The organism is Azoarcus sp. KH32C, from assembly GCF_000349945.1.
GTDB lineage: Bacteria > Pseudomonadota > Gammaproteobacteria > Burkholderiales > Rhodocyclaceae > Aromatoleum.
Genome location: NC_020548.1, coordinates 665444 through 681048 on the forward strand (window position 1 = coordinate 665444; position 15605 = coordinate 681048).

A 15605-nucleotide genomic window follows, 5' to 3' on the forward strand; every position below is an offset into this window, starting at 1 on the left:
CATCGGGATCGGGAACGCAACCCGATAACCCATCTGACTTCCTTCCAGGAGTAGCCATGTACCGCCATTTGCTCGTACCCATCGACGGCACCGACCTCTCGACGGAGACCATCAGCAATGCCGTCGAATTGGCCCGCACCCTCGGCGCCCGCATCACCTTCTTCCATGCGCAACCGAACCACGCGGCAGCGTTCAGCGGCGATGCAGAGATCGTGCGCCTGACCTCGCCTGCCGACTACGATTACGCGTATCAGGGACGTGCCCGCGAGCTGCTAGCGAAGGCCGAATCGGCAGCGCGAGCGCTCGGCGTCCCCTGCGACTCCTCGACGACGGTCAGCGATTCGCCCTACCGCGCGATCATCGCCGCCGCACAGGACGCCGGCTGCGACCTGATCTACATGGCCTCGCACGGCCGGCGCAGCAGCATCGGCATGATGCTGGGGTCACAGACGCTGAAGGTGCTGGTGAACGCCGGCATGCCGGTACTGGTCGCCGCCACCACGAACCCGCCGGCGACCTCGCAGGCGATCGGGATCATCCGCGACGAGCACCGCTCGCTCGCTGCCGTGCTGCATGCGTGGCTCCACCTGCTCGGCACCGAACAGGGGCCGCACGACCCGCCCCGCGACGCGCGGATGCGCGCGATGATCCATTACATCAAGGCCTTCCCGCTCGCGCTGCATCATCCGAAGGAAGAGGAATACCTGTTCCGCAAGCTGCGCGAACGCACCTCGCGCTGCAATGCCGAGCTGGACGAACTCGAGCGCCAGCACGAGCGCGACATGCAGCTGGTGGACGAGCTCGCCGCGGCGGTCGAACGGCACCTCGCCGGCGAAACCGACGTCGCCGCGGTCAAGGACGCGGTGAGCCGCTACGCGCTCTTCATCTGGGAACACATGGGGCGCGAGGAAGGCGTGATCCTCCCCGCGGCCCAGCGCTACCTGACACCGGCCGATTGGGACGAGATCAACGCGGTTTTCTCGGAAAACGGCGATCCGCGTTTCGGCGGCGACACCGACGCCGAGTTCAAGCGCCTCTTTTCGCGCATCGTGAATCTGGCGTCATCGCCGGATACGAAATAAAGAGCTTTACTTCAAACAACACGCGGCCCGCTCGCAGCGCCGCATAGAGGAGCACAACATGGCCAATGCCATTCGAATCCACGAGACCGGCGGTCCGGAAGTGATGCGCTGGGAGTCCGTCGAAGTCGGCGTCCCCGGCCCGGGCCAGGTCCGCCTGCGCCACGAGGCGGTCGGCCTCAACTTCGCCGACACCTACTTCCGCACCGGCCTGTATCCGATCCCGATGCCCAACGGGCTGGGCGTCGAAGCCGCGGGCGTTGTCGAAGCGGTCGGCGAAGGCGTGACCAACGTCGCCGAGGGCGACCGCGTGACCTACACGGGCTTCGTCAACACGCTCGGCGCCTACAGTACCGCCCGCATCATCCCCGCCGCGCCGCTGATCAAGCTGCCGGATGCGATCTCGTGCGAGACCGCGGCGGCGATGACGATGCGCGGCCTGACCTCGGCCTACCTGATGCGCCGCATCTGGCCGCTGCAGGCGGGCGACACGATCCTGCTGCACGCGGCGGCGGGCGGCGTCGGGCTGATCGTGTGCCAGTGGGCGAAGCTCCTGGGCCTGACGGTGATCGGCACCGTGTCGTCGGAAGAAAAGGCCGCGATCGTGCGCGCCCACGGCTGCGACCACGTGATCTTCTATCGCAAGGAAGACGTCGCGGCGCGCGTTCGCGAGATCACCAACGGAGTGGGCGTAAGCGTGGTGTTCGACAGCGTCGGCAAGACGACCTTCGAAGGCTCGCTCAATTCACTCAAGCGCCGCGGCCTGATGGTGTGCTTCGGCACCGCTTCCGGCCCGATCGACGCCTTCAATCCGCAGCTGCTCGCGATGAAGGGCTCGCTCTACCTGACGCGCCCCGCGCTGGCGGACTTCATCGCCACGCAGGAAGAACGCGACGCGCTCGCCGGCGAGCTCTTCGACCACGTTGCCGCCGGCCGCATCAAGATCGAGATCAACCAGCGCTATGCGCTGCAGGACGCCGTGCAGGCGCACCGCGATCTGGAAGCCGGCAAGACGATCGGATCGTCGATCTTCACCGTCTAAACGAATACAAGAAAAAAAGTCCCGCAGAGAGATAACGAAAAACCCACGGACAGACAGGAGACAGGTTTCATGAATCAGACGACCCAGGAAAGACCCGCGGCGCCGGCCTTCGTGCGGCCGAGCGTGCTGAACAGCTCGGTCAAGTTCGAGCCGCTCACCGCCAGCATCGGCGCCGAGCTGCTCAACGTGAACATCGGCGACGCCTCGCGCGACCCGGCGCTCTTCGCCGAGATCAAGGCCCTGCTGCTCGAGTACAAGGTGCTCTTCCTGCGCGACCAGGACATCACGCGTGGCGAGCACGTCGCCTTCGCCGAGCGCTTCGGCAAGCTGGAGGACCACCCGGTCGCCGGCAGCCATCCGGATCACCCCGGCCTCGTGCAGATCTACAAGTCGCCCGACCAGCCGATGGACCGCTACGAGAACGCCTGGCACACGGATGCGACCTGGCGCGACGCGCCGCCAATGGGCTGCGTGCTGCGCTGCGTGGAATGCCCGCCGGTCGGTGGCGACACGATGTGGGCGAACATGGTGCTCGCCTACGAGCGGCTGCCCGAGGACATCAAGGCCAAGATCGCCAACCTGCGTGCGCGCCACAGCATCGAAGCGACTTTCGGCGCGGCGATGCCGATCGAAAAGCGCCTCGCGCTGAAGGCGCAGTACCCGGATCCCGAGCATCCCGTGGTGCGCGTGCATCCCGAAACGGGCGAGAAGGTGCTGTTCGTCAATGCCTTCACGACCCACCTCACGAACTTCCACACCCCCGCCCATGTGCGCTACGGCCAGGACTACGCGCCGGGTGCCGCCGAGCTGCTGCAGTACCTGATCCGCCAGGCCTTCATCCCGGAGTACCAGGTGCGTTGGCGCTGGAAGCCCAACAGCATGGCGATCTGGGACAACCGCAGCACCCAGCACTACGCCGTCATGGACTACGCGCCCTGCCACCGCAAGATGGAACGCGCCGGGATCATCGGCGACGTGCCCTTCGGCCTGGAAGCCCTGGCCGCCCGCTGATACGCGCGCTTTCGCCAAAAGCATTCACCCCATACAGACCCACCCCAAAGGAGTATCCAGATGAATTTCCTCGACGGATCGCTGTTCCCCGAAAACCAGCAAAAACTCGTCATCACCGCCGCCCCCTATGGCCCCGAATGGATGCCTGCCGACTTTCCGGAAGACATTCCGGTGACGATGGAAGAGCAGATCCAGAAGGCTGTCGACTGCTACAACGCCGGGGCCACGGTGCTGCACCTGCACGTGCGGGAACTCGACGGCAAGGGCTCGAAGCGTCTCTCGAAGTTCAACGAGCTGATCGCCGGCATCCGCGCCCGCGTGCCCGACATGATCATCCAGGTCGGCGGCTCGATTTCCTTCGCCCCCGAGAATGACGGTGAAGCCGCGAAGTGGCTCTCGGACGACACCCGCCACATGCTCGCCGAGCTGACCCCGACGCCCGACCAAGTCACGATCGCGATCAACTCGAACCAGATGAACGTCGTCGAGCAGATGTGCGAGCGCGACATCGCCGGCACCTCGCTCGCCGATCCGGCGATGTACCAGGCCTACCGCGAGATGACGATCCCGGCCGGTCCGGGCTGGGTCGAGGAGCACATCCGCCGCCTGTCCGAGAAGGGCATCCAGACGCACTTCCAGCTCGCGACGATCTCGCAGCTGGAGACGGTCGAGCGCATGATGCGCCGTAACGTCTGCAACGTGCCGCTGATCCTGACCTGGGTCGCGATCGGCGGCGGCTTCGATGCGCCGAACCTCTACAACCTGGCGAACTTCGTCCGCGCCTGCCCGGACGGCTCGGTGCTGACGCTCGAAACGTCGATGCTCAACGTGCTGCCGCTCAACATGATGGCGATCGCGATGGGCCTGCATGTGCGCTGCGGCATCGAGGACAACATCTGGACCCAGCGCCGCGACCGCAAAATGGGCACCGTCGAGCAGATCGAGCAGCTCGTGCGCCTGTCGCGCGAGTTCGGCCGCGACGTCGCCAACGGCAAGGAGGCGCGCGAGATCTACAGGATCGGCACCTTCTACAAGAACGCCGACGAGACGCTGGCGAAGAACGGCTTCGCGCCCAACCGCAAGCCGGGGCAGATCGGCTTTCTGCAACACGCGGCGTAAGCTGTGAGGTAGTACGGGCAAGGGGCCATCATCGCCCCTTGCCCGCCAAAAAAGATAAAAGGAGACACGCTTGGCCGCCTACATCGCCCAGGCCCTGCCGGAGGCAACGCCCGCTGCCCCGACCGCGCCACGCACCTATGCCTGGATCGTCTTCGCGCTGACCTTCGGACTGCTGCTGTCCGATTACATGTCGCGCCAAGTGCTCAACGCCGTATTCCCCGTGCTGAAGGTCGAATGGAGCCTGAGCGACACCCAGCTCGGCTCGCTCTCCAGCATCGTCGCGCTGCTCGTCGGCATCCTCACCTTCCCGCTGTCGGTCGTCGCTGACCGCTGGGGACGCGTCAGGAGCGTCACGCTGATGGCCGGACTATGGAGCCTCGCGACCCTCGGCTGCGCGATCTCCGCCAGCTACAACGAGATGTTCATCGCGCGCTTCTGCGTCGGCGTTGGCGAAGCGGCCTATGGCAGCGTCGGCATCGCGCTGATCCTGAGCATCTTCCCCGCTCACCTGCGCTCGACGCTGAGCAGCGCCTTCATGGCCGGCGGCCCCGTCGGATCGGTCGTCGGCATGGCCTTCGGCGGCGTGATTGCCGCGAAGTTCGGCTGGCGCTGGTCCTTCGGCGCGATGGCCGCATTCGGCCTGATGCTCGTCGTGCTCTACGCGCTGATCGTGCGCGAGAGCCGCCTGTGCGCCCCCGGCACGACCCGGCCCGTTGCCCAGTCCGCTGCTCGTCCCGGCCTGAAATCGATCTTCTCCGGCCTCTTCTCGTCGGTTTCGGTGATCGCCGCCTATGTCGGCAGCGGCCTGCAGCTTTTCATCATGGCCGCGATGCTCGCGTGGCTGCCGAGCTTCCTGAACCGCTACTACGAACTGCCGACCGACAAGGCCGGCGTGGGTGCGGCAGTCTTCATCCTGATCGGCGCAATCGGCATGGTCGTCTGCGGCATCGTCACCGACCGGCTCAGCCGCAAGGCGCCAGAGCGTAAGTGGACGATCGCGATGACTTACTCGCTGGGCTCAGCGAGCCTGCTTCTGATCGCGTTCCAGCTCCCCCCCGGCCCCGCACAACTCGCAGTGATCGGCGCCGGCATGGCGATGGTCGCAGGCACCACCGGGCCGGCCGGCGCGATGGTCGCGAACCTGATCCACCCGTCGATCCACGCCACCGCCTTTGCGACGCTGACGCTCGCCAACAACCTGCTCGGCCTCGCCCCCGGCCCCTTCGTCACCGGTTTCATCGCAGACCGCATGGGCCTGATGGGTGCGATGCAGCTCGTGCCGCTCGTCGCCCTCGGCGCCACCGCCGCGTTCGCGATCGGGAAGCGCCGTTACGCCGAAGACCTCAAGCGCATCGAGGCGATGCAAGGCTGACTTTCCGCCCCACTTTCCACCCCACTCCACGCACAACAACGATGAAGACCTCCCCCACGATCCTGCTCGTCCCCGGCCTGCGGGACCACGTCGAAGAACACTGGCAGACCATCCTCGAAAAGAAACTCCAGGAAAAGCGGATCGACGCCCGCTGGGTGCCACCGCTCGAACATGACAAACTCAGCCGCAATGCGCGCGTCGCCGCGCTCGACCGCGCCCTGGCCGAGATCGACGGCCCGGTGATCCTCGTCGCCCACAGCGCCGGCGTGATGATCACCGTGCATTGGGCGCAGCAGCACCAACGCCCGATCATGGGCGCGCTGCTCGCCGCACCGGCGGACCTTGAATCCCCCTTCCCGGCCGGCTATCCGACCACCGACGCGCTGCGCGAGAATGGCTGGCTGCCGATTCCCCGCACGCTGCTCCCCTTCCCGAGCATCGTCGCCGCAAGCGAAAACGATCCGCTCGGCAAGCTCGAGCGCGTGACCGAATTCGCCAAGGCCTGGGGCAGCCGCCTCGAAAACGTTGGCGCCGTCGGCCATCTCAACCCCGCGGCCGGCTTCGGCGAATGGCCGCTTGCGGAAAGCTTCATTCGCGAGCTGGCCGAAAAGTAAGAAGCGAGCTCGTCATCCATACTGTCAGTACCGATGGATGGATGGATGACGAGTGAGCAGCCATGAACACCGACCGAGGCCCCGAGCGAGACGACGACCGGTCCGAACCTCCCGAGGTCGCCTGCTCGTCGAGGAGAACCGCCTGCTTGAACAGCGCATCGCACAACTCGAACGGGAACTCACCGAAGTGGCGCGGCACAGTGCGGCATGCACGGAATTGATGTCGGTGCCCGGTGTCGGCCTGCTCACTGCCACCGCGATGGTGGCCGCCACCGGTGGCGACGTGATCCACTTCAAGGATGCCCGACATTTCGCGAGTTGGATCGGGCTGACGCCGAAGTTCGTCGGACAACAGCAGAAAACTCGCCCGCATCTGCTTCGCCGTGCTGCGCGATCACGCCCCGTTCGGCAATCCGCAGCCACGTCCAATGAAGAAACTCCAACGCACCGCTTTCGCCATCGCCGCCTGACCGCCTTATCGCTTCACCCCTCACCACTTGCGCCGAGACTGAGACGGCTCACGAGTCCCTGCCCCAGCGCTTGAGAATCTCCTGCACCGCTTGCCGGGCGCGTTGCCCGTCTGCTTCGGACATGCCGCCGTGGTCGTTCCACAGCAGCACATCCCGATAATCGACCTTCGCGGTCTGGATCAGGTTCAGCAGCTCGTCTTCACGCCCGCGGCTGAGCGCGACAATCGCGAGTTGTACGCGCTCCTTCTCTCTTTCATACGGCTCGACGCCGTAGAAGTCCAGGAGTTCGAGGACGGTCTTCCACATTGCCTGAGGAAAGACCGCTTCGACTGCGGCAACGACCTGTTCGCGCGTGTTGGCCACTGGACGCTCCGTCCTTCTTGGAAATCCCGCCCTAGCGCGGCTGCGGCAGGATTTCGCGCACCACCTCGGCAGGCCGGCAGAGCCGGATGCCGAGCGGCGTGACGACGATGGGCCGGTTCATCAGAATGGGGTGCGCGATCATCGCGTCGATCAGCTCGTCGTCGGTTTTGGTCGGGTCCGCGAGGCCCAGTTCGGTGAATAGCGCCTCCTTGCTGCGGATGAGCTCTCGCACCGGCAGGCCGCTGGCGGCGATCAGGGCGACGAGTTGCTCGCGCGTCGGCGGGGTCTTGAGGTACTCGATGACTTGGGGCTCGGTCCCGCTGTTGCGGATCATCTCCAGGGTATTGCGCGAGGTTCCGCATTTGGGGTTGTGGTAGATCGTGATGTCGCTCATATGGGCGCTCGGTGTTGGGGAGGTTAAAGGTATTTTTTGGCGGGAGTATGCCCGAAGTGGGCATGATCTATAAATACATGCAATAGGCCGGGTCGTCGTTTCGGGAAATCGTGATCTGCTGTGACGGAACCTGGAACACTCCGGACGAGAAGGATGGCATCGCGGCGCCGACCGACGACGTAGTGCGCCTGTATAACGCGCCTATCATGAGCGCCTTACGAGGCCGAGGATCTGGCTGGATAAGGGCTGGGCGTTCCGTAAGAAGTCCGGCTACTTCTATGCCTACGCGAATGATGCTTGGAACTGCTACGGTAATAGCCGTGGGCGTGTGCAACTGACGATCAAGTAGCCGTCTGCCGCAGGGGCAGCGTGCAAGGACTGCATTGCTGCCGATCCGAGAAGGTGAATGCACGATTCACGAGGAGGACAAATCATGGCACTCGAATTTGCGGGGATGGCGCGTCCGATCGACAGCGAGGGTTTCGAAGGAGCGGCCGAGAAACTCGGCATACGCGCAGCGGAGCTATGGACGGTGGTCGGCGTCGAAACGAGCGGGTGCGGATATCTTGCGGACCGGCGGCCGACGATCCTCTTCGAACGTCACGTCTTCAGCAAGGAGACGAAACGGCGATTCGACGCCAAGCACGGCGATATCAGTAACCGGCACGCGGGCGGCTACGGTGCGGCCGGGAGTCACCAGTACGAGCGCCTCGCCTCGGCGATTTCCCTTGATCGGCAGGCCGCGCTGCGGAGCACCTCTTGGGGTATCGGTCAGGTGATGGGATACAACGCGGCGATGGCCGGCTATGCAGACGCCGAAGAAATGATCGAAGCGATGTCGGCCTCGGAAACCGCGCAGTTCGATGCATTGGCCGCCTTCATCCGTGCGGCCAAACTGGACGGCGTGCTGCGCACCCACGATTGGGGACGCTTCGCGGCCGGATACAACGGGCCGAACTACCGCATCAACAACTACGACACGCGCCTCGCCGCGACCTTCCAGCGCTTCGAGCGCGGCGCCCTGCCGGATCTGCAGATTCGTGCGGCGCAGTTGTACCTCACCTACCTCGGCTTCGACCCGCAAGGCGTCGACGGCATCATGGGCCGCTTCACGCGTTCGGCAATGAACGAATTCCAGGACAAAGCAGGCATCCAAATGACGGACTTCGTTGACGACGACACGTTTGCCGCACTGAAGAAGGCGGCGATAGACGGCTAGTGCCTTATCGAACCTGGAAGCGATCGACACTCAACCGCAGGTTCTCTGCCAGTTCGGTGAGCTGGACCGCCGAGTTGCGGACCTCGCTTACGGCGACGTTGTTGGCGTCGATCATTTGCGAGATCTGCTCGATCTTCGTCGCGACTTCGTGGCTCGCGACGCCCTGCTCGGATAGCGAGGAGGAGATGTCGTTGACGATGCGGACGAGCGATTCGGAGCTCTGGTTGATGCGGTTGATGGCATCTCCCGCTTCGTCGGAAAGGCTCACGCCTTCGTTGGCTTCCTTGACGCTGGATTCCATCGCGGCGAAGACTTCGAGCGAGCTTTGCTGGATGTGCTCGATCAGCTCCGAGATTTCCTTGGTCGAGCCCTGGGTGCGTTCCGCGAGTTTCCGGACCTCGTCGGCGACGACTGCGAAGCCGCGGCCCGCCTCGCCGGCGCGCGCCGCTTCGATGGCCGCATTGAGGGCCAACAGGTTGGTCTGATCGGAGACTTCCTTGATGACGTTGACGATCGACGAAATCGCTTCGGACTGCTTCACGAGCCCCTGGACGACGGAGGCCGAATTATTGATCGTGACGGCAATCGACCTGACCTTTTCGCCGGAGGCACGGATGGTCCTGCCGCCATCGGAGCACAGGGTACGGGACGAGTCGGTCTTTTCGTCCGCCTCCTTGGCAGACGCCGAGATGTGATTCACGCTGACGCTGAGTTCCTCGATCGCCGCGGCCGCTGAAGCCGCTGCCCCGCTCTGGCGTTCGGACGCGCTGGCGACCCGTTCGGCGCTGTGCGAGAACTGCCGGGAGGCGCTCACCAGTTCGTCCGAATTGCGTTTGGCCTTGCCGATCAGATCACGCAGGCTGTCTTGCATCGTGCCCAAGGCGCTCATCAGCGCGCCGACTTCGTCGCGCCCGGTCGCACGCACTTCGCCGGTAAGGTCGCCGCGGGCGATACGGTTGGCGAATTCGACGGCAGCCCGCAGCGGAGCGGTAATCGAGCGCGATATCAGCATCGAGATGAATCCCGCCGCGACGAGTGCCGCGGCCGCAATCGCCAACATGAGTTTCTGCGCCGAGTTGCCGGTCGCGGTGGCGTCGGCCGCGTCCTTCTTGGCGAGTTGCTCCTGCTGGTGGATATCGGCCTGAAGCGCCTTGATGTAGGGAATCTGGGTCGGCCGCACCTTTTCCAGCAGCGCCGTCTTCGCCTCCGCGAGTTGGCCAGCTTCGGCCAGTTTGAGGAACTCCTCTTCCGGGCCGAGGTAGGCCTGCCTTGCGGAAAGGACTTCCTCGAAGGTCTGGCGATCCTCGCCGGCGAACTTCATCGCCTGGAGTTTCGCGACGGCGTCGGCTGCCTCGTCGCGGTTGCGCCGGATTTCGGTGAGCTGTGTCTTGACCTGGCCGGCGTCGTCGATCAGGACGGTGGTGCGCATGCGCCCCGAGCTGTCGAGTACCGCGAACGACAGATCATTGATCAGCATGAGCTTTACAAGGTGATCGTCGATGACACGGCTGACCTGGCCTTCGTAGCGGGACACGGCGAAGAAGCCGGAACCGGCAATGAAGACGAGCAACAACGCGAGGCTCGCAAAGCCAAGCAGCAGCCTGGTCGCGATTTTGAGATTGTTCATGTTGGGGCTCCAGGGGCGCGATCTATTCTTGTCGTTATTACGGCAGAGAAGATTCTAACTTTCGCACCTGCCCGCAATGTGTCGAGGACAGGTCGCAAATGCCCCTTATTCCCCGCCTTCGAGCAGTCCGGCAACTGCGTCGCTCGTCATCCATACTGTCACTACCGACGGATGGATGACGAGTGAGCAGCCATGAACACCGACCGAGGCACCGAGCGAGACGGCGACCGGTCCGATCCCCCCGAGGTCGACACCTCGTGGAACGTCCAGGAGCTGGTCTTCCGGACGCTCGTCGACATGGTGCCGGACCGCATCTACGCCAAGGACCGCCACAGCCGCTTCGTCTTCGCCAACAAGGGCGTGGCCTTCTACATGGGCACGACGCCTGAGGCGATGATCGGCAAGACCGATTTCGATTTTTACCCGGCAGAAATCGCGTCGCAGTACTTTGCCGTCGAGCAGGAAATGCTTCGCTCCGGCGAACCCCTGATCGCCTTCGAACAGGTGGTGCCGGATCTGAGCTGCGGCCAGACCGGCTGGCTGCAGACGACGAAGATGCCCTTGCGCGACCGTGAAGGCCACATCATCGGCATCGTCGGCGTCGGGCGCGACATCACCGAACTCAAGCGGATCGAGACGGAGCTGCTGGACCGCAACGTCGAGCTGACCGATCTCAACGCGCAGTTGCGCCAGACCCAGGCGCAGCTCGTGCAATCGGAGAAACTCGCGTCGCTCGGCCGGATTGTGGCGGGGGTGGCGCATGAGCTGAACACGCCGCTGGGCAATGCGATGACGGTCCTGTCGTCGCTGGAAGAACGCTACCGGGAGCTGGAGGCGCTGGTCCATGGCAACCAGCTTCGTCGCAGCGACCTGCTTTCCGTGATGGACACGACGCTGAGCGGCCTCGACCTGGTCCATCGCAACGTGACGCGGGCGGCCGATCTCGTGCGGGATTTCCGCCAGCTCGCGATCGATCCGGCGAGCGACGTACGAAGCGGTTTCGACCTCGCGACCGTCATCGACGAGGCACTGGAAACGATACGGCCACGCTTCAAGCGCACGACCTTCGAACTGCGCACGACGCTCGAAACCGGCATCGTAATGGACAGCTTCCCCGGACCGCTCTGCCGGGTCGTGACGAACCTGGCCGTGAATTCACTCGTCCACGGCTTCGAGAATCGCACCGAGGGGATCGCACACGTCAGCTGCAATCGCATTGACGCGACGCATGCGAGTCTCACCTGCTCGGACAACGGCATCGGCATGACTGCCGAGGTCTCGCGCCACGTCTTCGAACCCTTCTCTGCGCCCTCGCTCGGCCAGCGCGGTACGGGGCTGGGCCTGTATGCGGTCCATGGCATCGTGACTGGCCTCCTCGGCGGGACGATCGCATTTCGCAGCACCCCAGGGCAAGGCACGACTTTCGACGTCGTGCTGCCGCTCGTCGCACCGCATGCGGAGATCGACGAAGACAAGCCCTCGGCTTGACGGTCAGCCTCCCTCCCTCTCCAGTTCGTCGAACAGCCAGTCCTGGAAGCTGCGGATCTTGGGCAGCTCGGCCCGGGATTTCAGCAGGTTGAAGGTATAACCCTGCACCTTCGGACCATCGAGTCCGAACGGCGCAACGAGGCGCCCGGAATCGAGCTCGCGCTGCGCGAGCAGCAGGCTTTCCAGGCACACGCCGAGGCCATCGACCGCCGCACTGATCGCCATGAAGGAACGGTCGAAGCGCAGGCCGCGCGCGATGTCGAGCTTCACCTTGCGATGCTGGCGCATCCAGTCGCGCCAGCTGACCAGGCACACCTCGCTGTGGATCAAGGTGTGGTGTGCCAGGTCCTCGGGGCTGCAGATCGGGTTGTCCCCCTCCAATAGCGCCGGCGCACACAGCGGCACGATGGTCTCGGGCGGGAAGGTCAGCACCATCGTGCCGGCCGGCGGCAGCCGCCGCAGTCCGTAGCGGATGTCGATGTCGACGGCCTGGGCGACGAGGTCGGCGACTTCGGTCGAGGCGTTGAGGCGCACGTCGACATCCGGGTTCAGCGAACTGAAGCGCGCGAGGCGCGGCATCAGCCATTGGGTCGCGAAGCTCGGCGTCGAATGCACGGTAAGGATGTCGCTCTTCGCCGTTCGCCCGAGCTCGCGCGTCGCCATGTCGATGCGCGCGAAGGCCGCGGAAACCTCTTCTGCGTAGCGCCGGCCGGAGTCCGTCAGCACCACCGCGCGATGCACCCGATGGAAGAGCTGCACCCCGAATTGGTCCTCCAAAAGCTTGATCTGGTGACTCACCGCGGAGGGCGTTACGAACAGTTCGTCTGCTGCAAGCGCAAACGACGACAAGCGCGCAGCAGCCTCAAACGCTTGCACCGCCTTGAGAGGAACCCGATTTTGCATTGCAACACTCACATGAATTCAGTTCACCTATCTCTCATGATTATTCGTTTGAGCCACGAAGATCAAGGGAATACGCTTTCTCTCACTCGCCGGACGTCATGAAGACGGCCCCAGCGAAGGCGGAGAGCCCCCTCTCCAACCGAGAGCAAACGACAAGGAGAACTGCGTGGATATCAGCGTTTCAGCCACCCGCGCCAAGGTCGCCGAGCACGCCTACCGCATCCGCCGCAATGCGCTGCTGATGGGCGAAGTGCAAGGCCAGGGCTACATCGCCCAGGCGCTGGACATTGCCGACGTGCTGGCGACGGCCTACTTTCATGCGATGCGCTACCGGCCGGAGGATCCGGCGTGGGAAGAGCGCGACCGCTTCCTGCTGTCGAACGGCCACTACGCGATCGCGCTGTACGCGGCGCTAATCGAGGCCGGCATCGTCCCCCAGGAGGAACTGGAGACCTACGGCAGCGACGACAGCCGCCTGCCGATGTCGGGCATGGCGAGCTACACCCCGGGCATGGAGATGTCGGGCGGCTCGCTCGGCCAGGGCCTGACGATCGCCGTCGGCCGTGCCCTGGGCCTCAAGCGCAAGGGCTCGAAGTCCTTCGTCTATACGCTGTTCTCGGACGGCGAACTCGACGAGGGCGCGGTGTGGGAAGGCCTGATGTCGGCCGCGCACCACAAGCTCGACAACATGATCGCGATCGTCGACGTCAATAACCAGCAGGCCGACGGCCCCTCCTCCCAAGTGATGGCCTTCGAGCCGCTCACCGAGAAGATGCAAGCCTTCGGCTGGTTCACCCAGCGCGTGAATGGCAACGATCTCGACGCCGTGATCGCCGCCTTCGACGCCGCACGCAATCACCCCGAACCCAAGCCCCGCATGATCATCGCCGACACGTTGATGGGCTGCGGCGTGCCCTTCCTCGAAGCGCGCGAAAAGAATCACTTCATCCGAGTCGAAGCCAACGAGTGGCAGCTCGCCCTCGAAGCGCTGGAAGCCGGGAGGAACAAATGAAAGCAAACAGCCCCCACGCTCGCCTGCAAGCAGACTCGCTGCCCCCCGAGGGGGCGGCTGCCGCCTTGGGACGGCCCGGCGGCGGCGCTGCCACCGCCCAGAAGCCCAAGCTGAAGACCTCGGCGATGATCGCGTCGATCGCAGGCGAGGGCCAGCGCACCCAGGCCGCGCCCTTCGGCCACGCGCTCGTGAAGCTCGCCGCCGAGCGCCCCGAGATCGTCGGCATGACGGCCGACCTCGCGAAATACACCGACCTGCACATCTTCGCGCAGGCCTACCCCGACCGCTTTTACCAGATGGGGATGGCCGAGCAATTGCTGATGGGTGCGGCGGCCGGCTTTGCGCATGAAGGCGCAATGCCCTTCGTGACGACCTACGCGGTCTTTGCGACGCGCCGCGCCTACGACTTCATGCACCAGACGATCGCCGAGGACGACCTCAACGTGAAGATCGCCTGCGCGCTGCCGGGACTGACGACCGGCTACGGCCCGAGCCACCAGGCCGCCGAGGATCTCGCGCTGATGCGTGCAATGCCCGGCATGATGGTGATCGATCCGTGCGACGCGCTCGACATCGAACAGATGGTGCCGGCGGTCGCCGAGCACAAGGGACCGGTCTACATGCGTCTGCTGCGCGGCCAGGTGCCGCTGGTGCTCGACGAGTACGACTACAAGTTCGAGCTCGGCAAGGCCAAGCTCGTCCGTGACGGCCGCGACGTGCTCGTGATCTCGTCCGGGATCATGACGATGCGCGCGCTCGAAGTCGCCAAGGCACTCGCAGCGGACAGCGTCGATGTCGGCGTGCTGCACGTGCCGACGATCAAGCCGCTCGATGTCTCGACGATCCTGCGCGAAGCGGGTCGCTCTGGCCGCCTCGTCGTCGTCGCCGAGAACCACACGACGATCGGCGGGCTCGGCGAGGCGGTTGCCACCGCGCTGCTGTCGGCCGGCGTGACGCCGCAGTTCCGCCAGATCGCACTCCCCGATGCCTTCCTCGACGCCGGCGCGCTGCCCACGCTGCACGACCGCTACGGCATCTCGACCGAGACGATGAGCGCACGAATCAAGGGCTGGCTCGGCTGAGCCACTGCACTCCCGACCCCAACCTCCAACGAACAAAGGAATACACACATGTCGCAGTCCCTTCTCCTCGACGGAAAGGTCGCCATCATCACCGGCGGCGCCGGCCTCAACGGCCTCGGCTTCGCCACCGCCAAGATGCTCGCCGCGCAGGGCGCCCGCGTCGCGATCCTCGACCTCGAGCAAGCCAACCCCGCCGGTGCGGCGGCCGAACTGGGCCCGCAACACATCGGCCTCGTCGCCAACGTGACCGACAAGGCCTCGTGCGAAGCTGCCGCCGCCGAAGTGGTCAAGCAACTCGGCAGCATCGACGTGCTGGTGAATAACGCCGGCATCACCCAGCCGCGCAAGATGCTCGACATCACCGGCGCCGACTACGACGCCGTGCTCGACGTGAGCCTGCGCGGCACGCTCTACATGTCGCAGGCCGTGGTGCCGACGATGCAGCAGCAGAAGAGCGGCTCGATCGTGTGCATCTCGTCGGTCTCCGCGCAGCGCGGCGGCGGCATCCTCGGCGGCCCGCACTACTCCGCCGCGAAGGCCGGCGTGCTGGGTCTCGCCCGTGCGATGGCGCGCGAATACGGCGCGGACAACATCCGCGTCAACTGCATCACCCCGGGCCTGATCGCGACCGACATCAACAAGGGCAAGATCCCCGAAGATCGCCGCGCCGCGATCCTGGAATCGATCCCGCTCGGCCACATCGGCGAGCCCAACGACGTCGCCGGCTGCGTGGTCTTCCTTGCGAGCCCGCTGTCGAAGTACTGCACCGGCATCACGCTCGACGTCAATGGCGGCATGTTGATCCACTGA

At 64.9% G+C, this 15605-nt stretch carries 17 protein-coding genes; 12 read left to right on the top strand and 5 right to left on the bottom strand.

Going from position 1 to position 15605, the window contains the following annotated elements:
- The first annotated feature begins 56 nt into the window (after positions 1-56).
- From AZKH_RS25765 to AZKH_RS25790, 6 genes are all read left to right on the top strand, one after another.
- Positions 57-1082: a universal stress protein gene (locus AZKH_RS25765; protein ID WP_015452250.1), complete on the top strand. Its 1026-nt coding sequence runs from the start codon at positions 57-59 to the stop codon at positions 1080-1082.
- Between the two features lie 58 nt (positions 1083-1140).
- Entirely contained in the window at positions 1141-2121 is a 981-nt protein-coding gene (locus AZKH_RS25770) for a quinone oxidoreductase (RefSeq protein ID WP_015452251.1), read from the top strand.
- Between the two features lie 69 nt (positions 2122-2190).
- Positions 2191-3132 (top strand): TauD/TfdA family dioxygenase, encoded by a 942-nt coding sequence (locus AZKH_RS25775; protein ID WP_015452252.1) that lies wholly within the window; start codon positions 2191-2193, stop codon positions 3130-3132.
- 60 nt (positions 3133-3192) lie between these two features.
- Entirely contained in the window at positions 3193-4251 is a 1059-nt protein-coding gene (locus AZKH_RS25780; protein WP_015452253.1) for a 3-keto-5-aminohexanoate cleavage protein, read from the top strand.
- 70 nt (positions 4252-4321) lie between these two features.
- The gene (locus AZKH_RS25785; RefSeq protein WP_015452254.1) at positions 4322-5623 is read left to right on the top strand and encodes an MFS transporter; all 1302 of its coding nucleotides are present in this window, start codon (positions 4322-4324) and stop codon (positions 5621-5623) included.
- Between the two features lie 41 nt (positions 5624-5664).
- Complete coding sequence (locus tag AZKH_RS25790; RefSeq protein ID WP_015452255.1) at positions 5665-6237, top strand: alpha/beta hydrolase; 573 nt, start codon at positions 5665-5667, stop codon at positions 6235-6237.
- Here the strand turns inward: AZKH_RS25790 and AZKH_RS27820 are convergent.
- A complete protein-coding gene (locus tag AZKH_RS27820; RefSeq protein WP_231874624.1) occupies positions 6212-6610 on the bottom strand; it encodes a hypothetical protein in 399 nt (132 codons plus the stop codon). The genes AZKH_RS25790 and AZKH_RS27820 overlap by 26 nt on opposite strands.
- On the opposite strand from AZKH_RS27820, the gene AZKH_RS27825 reads away from it, so the two are divergent.
- On the top strand, positions 6497-6781 hold the full coding sequence (locus AZKH_RS27825; RefSeq protein ID WP_231874620.1) for an IS110 family transposase: 285 nt from the start codon (positions 6497-6499) through the stop codon (positions 6779-6781). The genes AZKH_RS27820 and AZKH_RS27825 overlap by 114 nt on opposite strands.
- On the opposite strand, the gene AZKH_RS25795 is transcribed toward AZKH_RS27825, so the two are convergent.
- Together AZKH_RS25795 and arsC are read right to left on the bottom strand one after the other, a co-directional pair.
- Positions 6756-7070, bottom strand: a complete 315-nt coding sequence (locus AZKH_RS25795) for a hypothetical protein (RefSeq protein ID WP_015452256.1) — start codon at positions 7068-7070, stop codon at positions 6756-6758. The two genes, AZKH_RS27825 and AZKH_RS25795, sit on opposite strands and share 26 nt — an antisense overlap.
- A 31-nt stretch (positions 7071-7101) precedes the next feature.
- Positions 7102-7464, bottom strand: coding sequence for an arsenate reductase (glutaredoxin) (gene arsC, locus AZKH_RS25800; RefSeq protein ID WP_015452257.1), 363 nt, complete (start codon positions 7462-7464; stop codon positions 7102-7104).
- Positions 7465-7897: 433 nt separating this feature from the next.
- Between arsC and AZKH_RS25805 the strand changes: the two genes are divergently transcribed.
- Positions 7898-8683, top strand: a complete 786-nt coding sequence (locus AZKH_RS25805) for an N-acetylmuramidase domain-containing protein (protein WP_015452258.1) — start codon at positions 7898-7900, stop codon at positions 8681-8683.
- Positions 8684-8687: 4 nt separating this feature from the next.
- On the opposite strand, the gene AZKH_RS25810 is transcribed toward AZKH_RS25805, so the two are convergent.
- Positions 8688-10310 carry a methyl-accepting chemotaxis protein gene (locus AZKH_RS25810; RefSeq protein ID WP_015452259.1) on the bottom strand — a complete coding sequence of 541 codons (1623 nt, stop codon included), beginning with the start codon at positions 10308-10310 and terminating at the stop codon, positions 8688-8690.
- A gap of 192 nt (positions 10311-10502) precedes the next feature.
- On the opposite strand from AZKH_RS25810, the gene AZKH_RS26530 reads away from it, so the two are divergent.
- Positions 10503-11798 carry a sensor histidine kinase gene (locus tag AZKH_RS26530; RefSeq protein ID WP_015452260.1) on the top strand — a complete coding sequence of 432 codons (1296 nt, stop codon included), beginning with the start codon at positions 10503-10505 and terminating at the stop codon, positions 11796-11798.
- A gap of 3 nt (positions 11799-11801) precedes the next feature.
- Here the strand turns inward: AZKH_RS26530 and gcvA are convergent, their stop codons facing one another.
- Positions 11802-12701 (bottom strand): transcriptional regulator GcvA, encoded by a 900-nt coding sequence (gcvA, locus tag AZKH_RS25820; protein ID WP_172642522.1) that lies wholly within the window; start codon positions 12699-12701, stop codon positions 11802-11804.
- Positions 12702-12867: 166 nt separating this feature from the next.
- Between gcvA and AZKH_RS25825 the strand changes: the two genes are divergently transcribed.
- The 3 genes from AZKH_RS25825 to AZKH_RS25835 all read left to right on the top strand — a co-directional run bounded on the left by AZKH_RS25825 (position 12868) and on the right by AZKH_RS25835 (position 15605).
- Entirely contained in the window at positions 12868-13713 is an 846-nt protein-coding gene (locus tag AZKH_RS25825; RefSeq protein WP_015452262.1) for a transketolase, read from the top strand.
- A 125-nt stretch (positions 13714-13838) separates the two neighbouring features.
- Positions 13839-14795: a transketolase family protein gene (locus AZKH_RS25830; protein WP_172642525.1), complete on the top strand. Its 957-nt coding sequence runs from the start codon at positions 13839-13841 to the stop codon at positions 14793-14795.
- Between the two features lie 48 nt (positions 14796-14843).
- Positions 14844-15605, top strand: coding sequence for an SDR family NAD(P)-dependent oxidoreductase (locus tag AZKH_RS25835; protein ID WP_015452264.1), 762 nt, complete (start codon positions 14844-14846; stop codon positions 15603-15605).

Bases quoted from the DNA above. Each gene is read 5' to 3' on its own strand.
- AZKH_RS25765 (WP_015452250.1), top strand. From the start codon at position 57: ATGTACCGCCATTTGCTCGTACCCATCGACGGCACCGACCTCTCGACG.
- AZKH_RS25770 (WP_015452251.1), top strand. From the start codon at position 1,141: ATGGCCAATGCCATTCGAATCCACGAGACCGGCGGTCCGGAAGTGATG.
- AZKH_RS25775 (WP_015452252.1), top strand. From the start codon at position 2,191: ATGAATCAGACGACCCAGGAAAGACCCGCGGCGCCGGCCTTCGTGCGG.
- AZKH_RS25780 (WP_015452253.1), top strand. From the start codon at position 3,193: ATGAATTTCCTCGACGGATCGCTGTTCCCCGAAAACCAGCAAAAACTC.
- AZKH_RS25790 (WP_015452255.1), top strand. From the start codon at position 5,665: ATGAAGACCTCCCCCACGATCCTGCTCGTCCCCGGCCTGCGGGACCAC.
- AZKH_RS27825 (WP_231874620.1), top strand. From the start codon at position 6,497: ATGGTGGCCGCCACCGGTGGCGACGTGATCCACTTCAAGGATGCCCGA.
- AZKH_RS27820 (WP_231874624.1), bottom strand. From the start codon at position 6,610: ATGCGGGCGAGTTTTCTGCTGTTGTCCGACGAACTTCGGCGTCAGCCC.
- arsC (WP_015452257.1), bottom strand. From the start codon at position 7,464: ATGAGCGACATCACGATCTACCACAACCCCAAATGCGGAACCTCGCGC.
- AZKH_RS25805 (WP_015452258.1), top strand. From the start codon at position 7,898: ATGGCACTCGAATTTGCGGGGATGGCGCGTCCGATCGACAGCGAGGGT.
- AZKH_RS25810 (WP_015452259.1), bottom strand. From the start codon at position 10,310: ATGAACAATCTCAAAATCGCGACCAGGCTGCTGCTTGGCTTTGCGAGC.
- AZKH_RS26530 (WP_015452260.1), top strand. From the start codon at position 10,503: ATGAACACCGACCGAGGCACCGAGCGAGACGGCGACCGGTCCGATCCC.
- gcvA (WP_172642522.1), bottom strand. From the start codon at position 12,701: ATGCAAAATCGGGTTCCTCTCAAGGCGGTGCAAGCGTTTGAGGCTGCT.
- AZKH_RS25830 (WP_172642525.1), top strand. From the start codon at position 13,839: ATGATCGCGTCGATCGCAGGCGAGGGCCAGCGCACCCAGGCCGCGCCC.
- AZKH_RS25835 (WP_015452264.1), top strand. From the start codon at position 14,844: ATGTCGCAGTCCCTTCTCCTCGACGGAAAGGTCGCCATCATCACCGGC.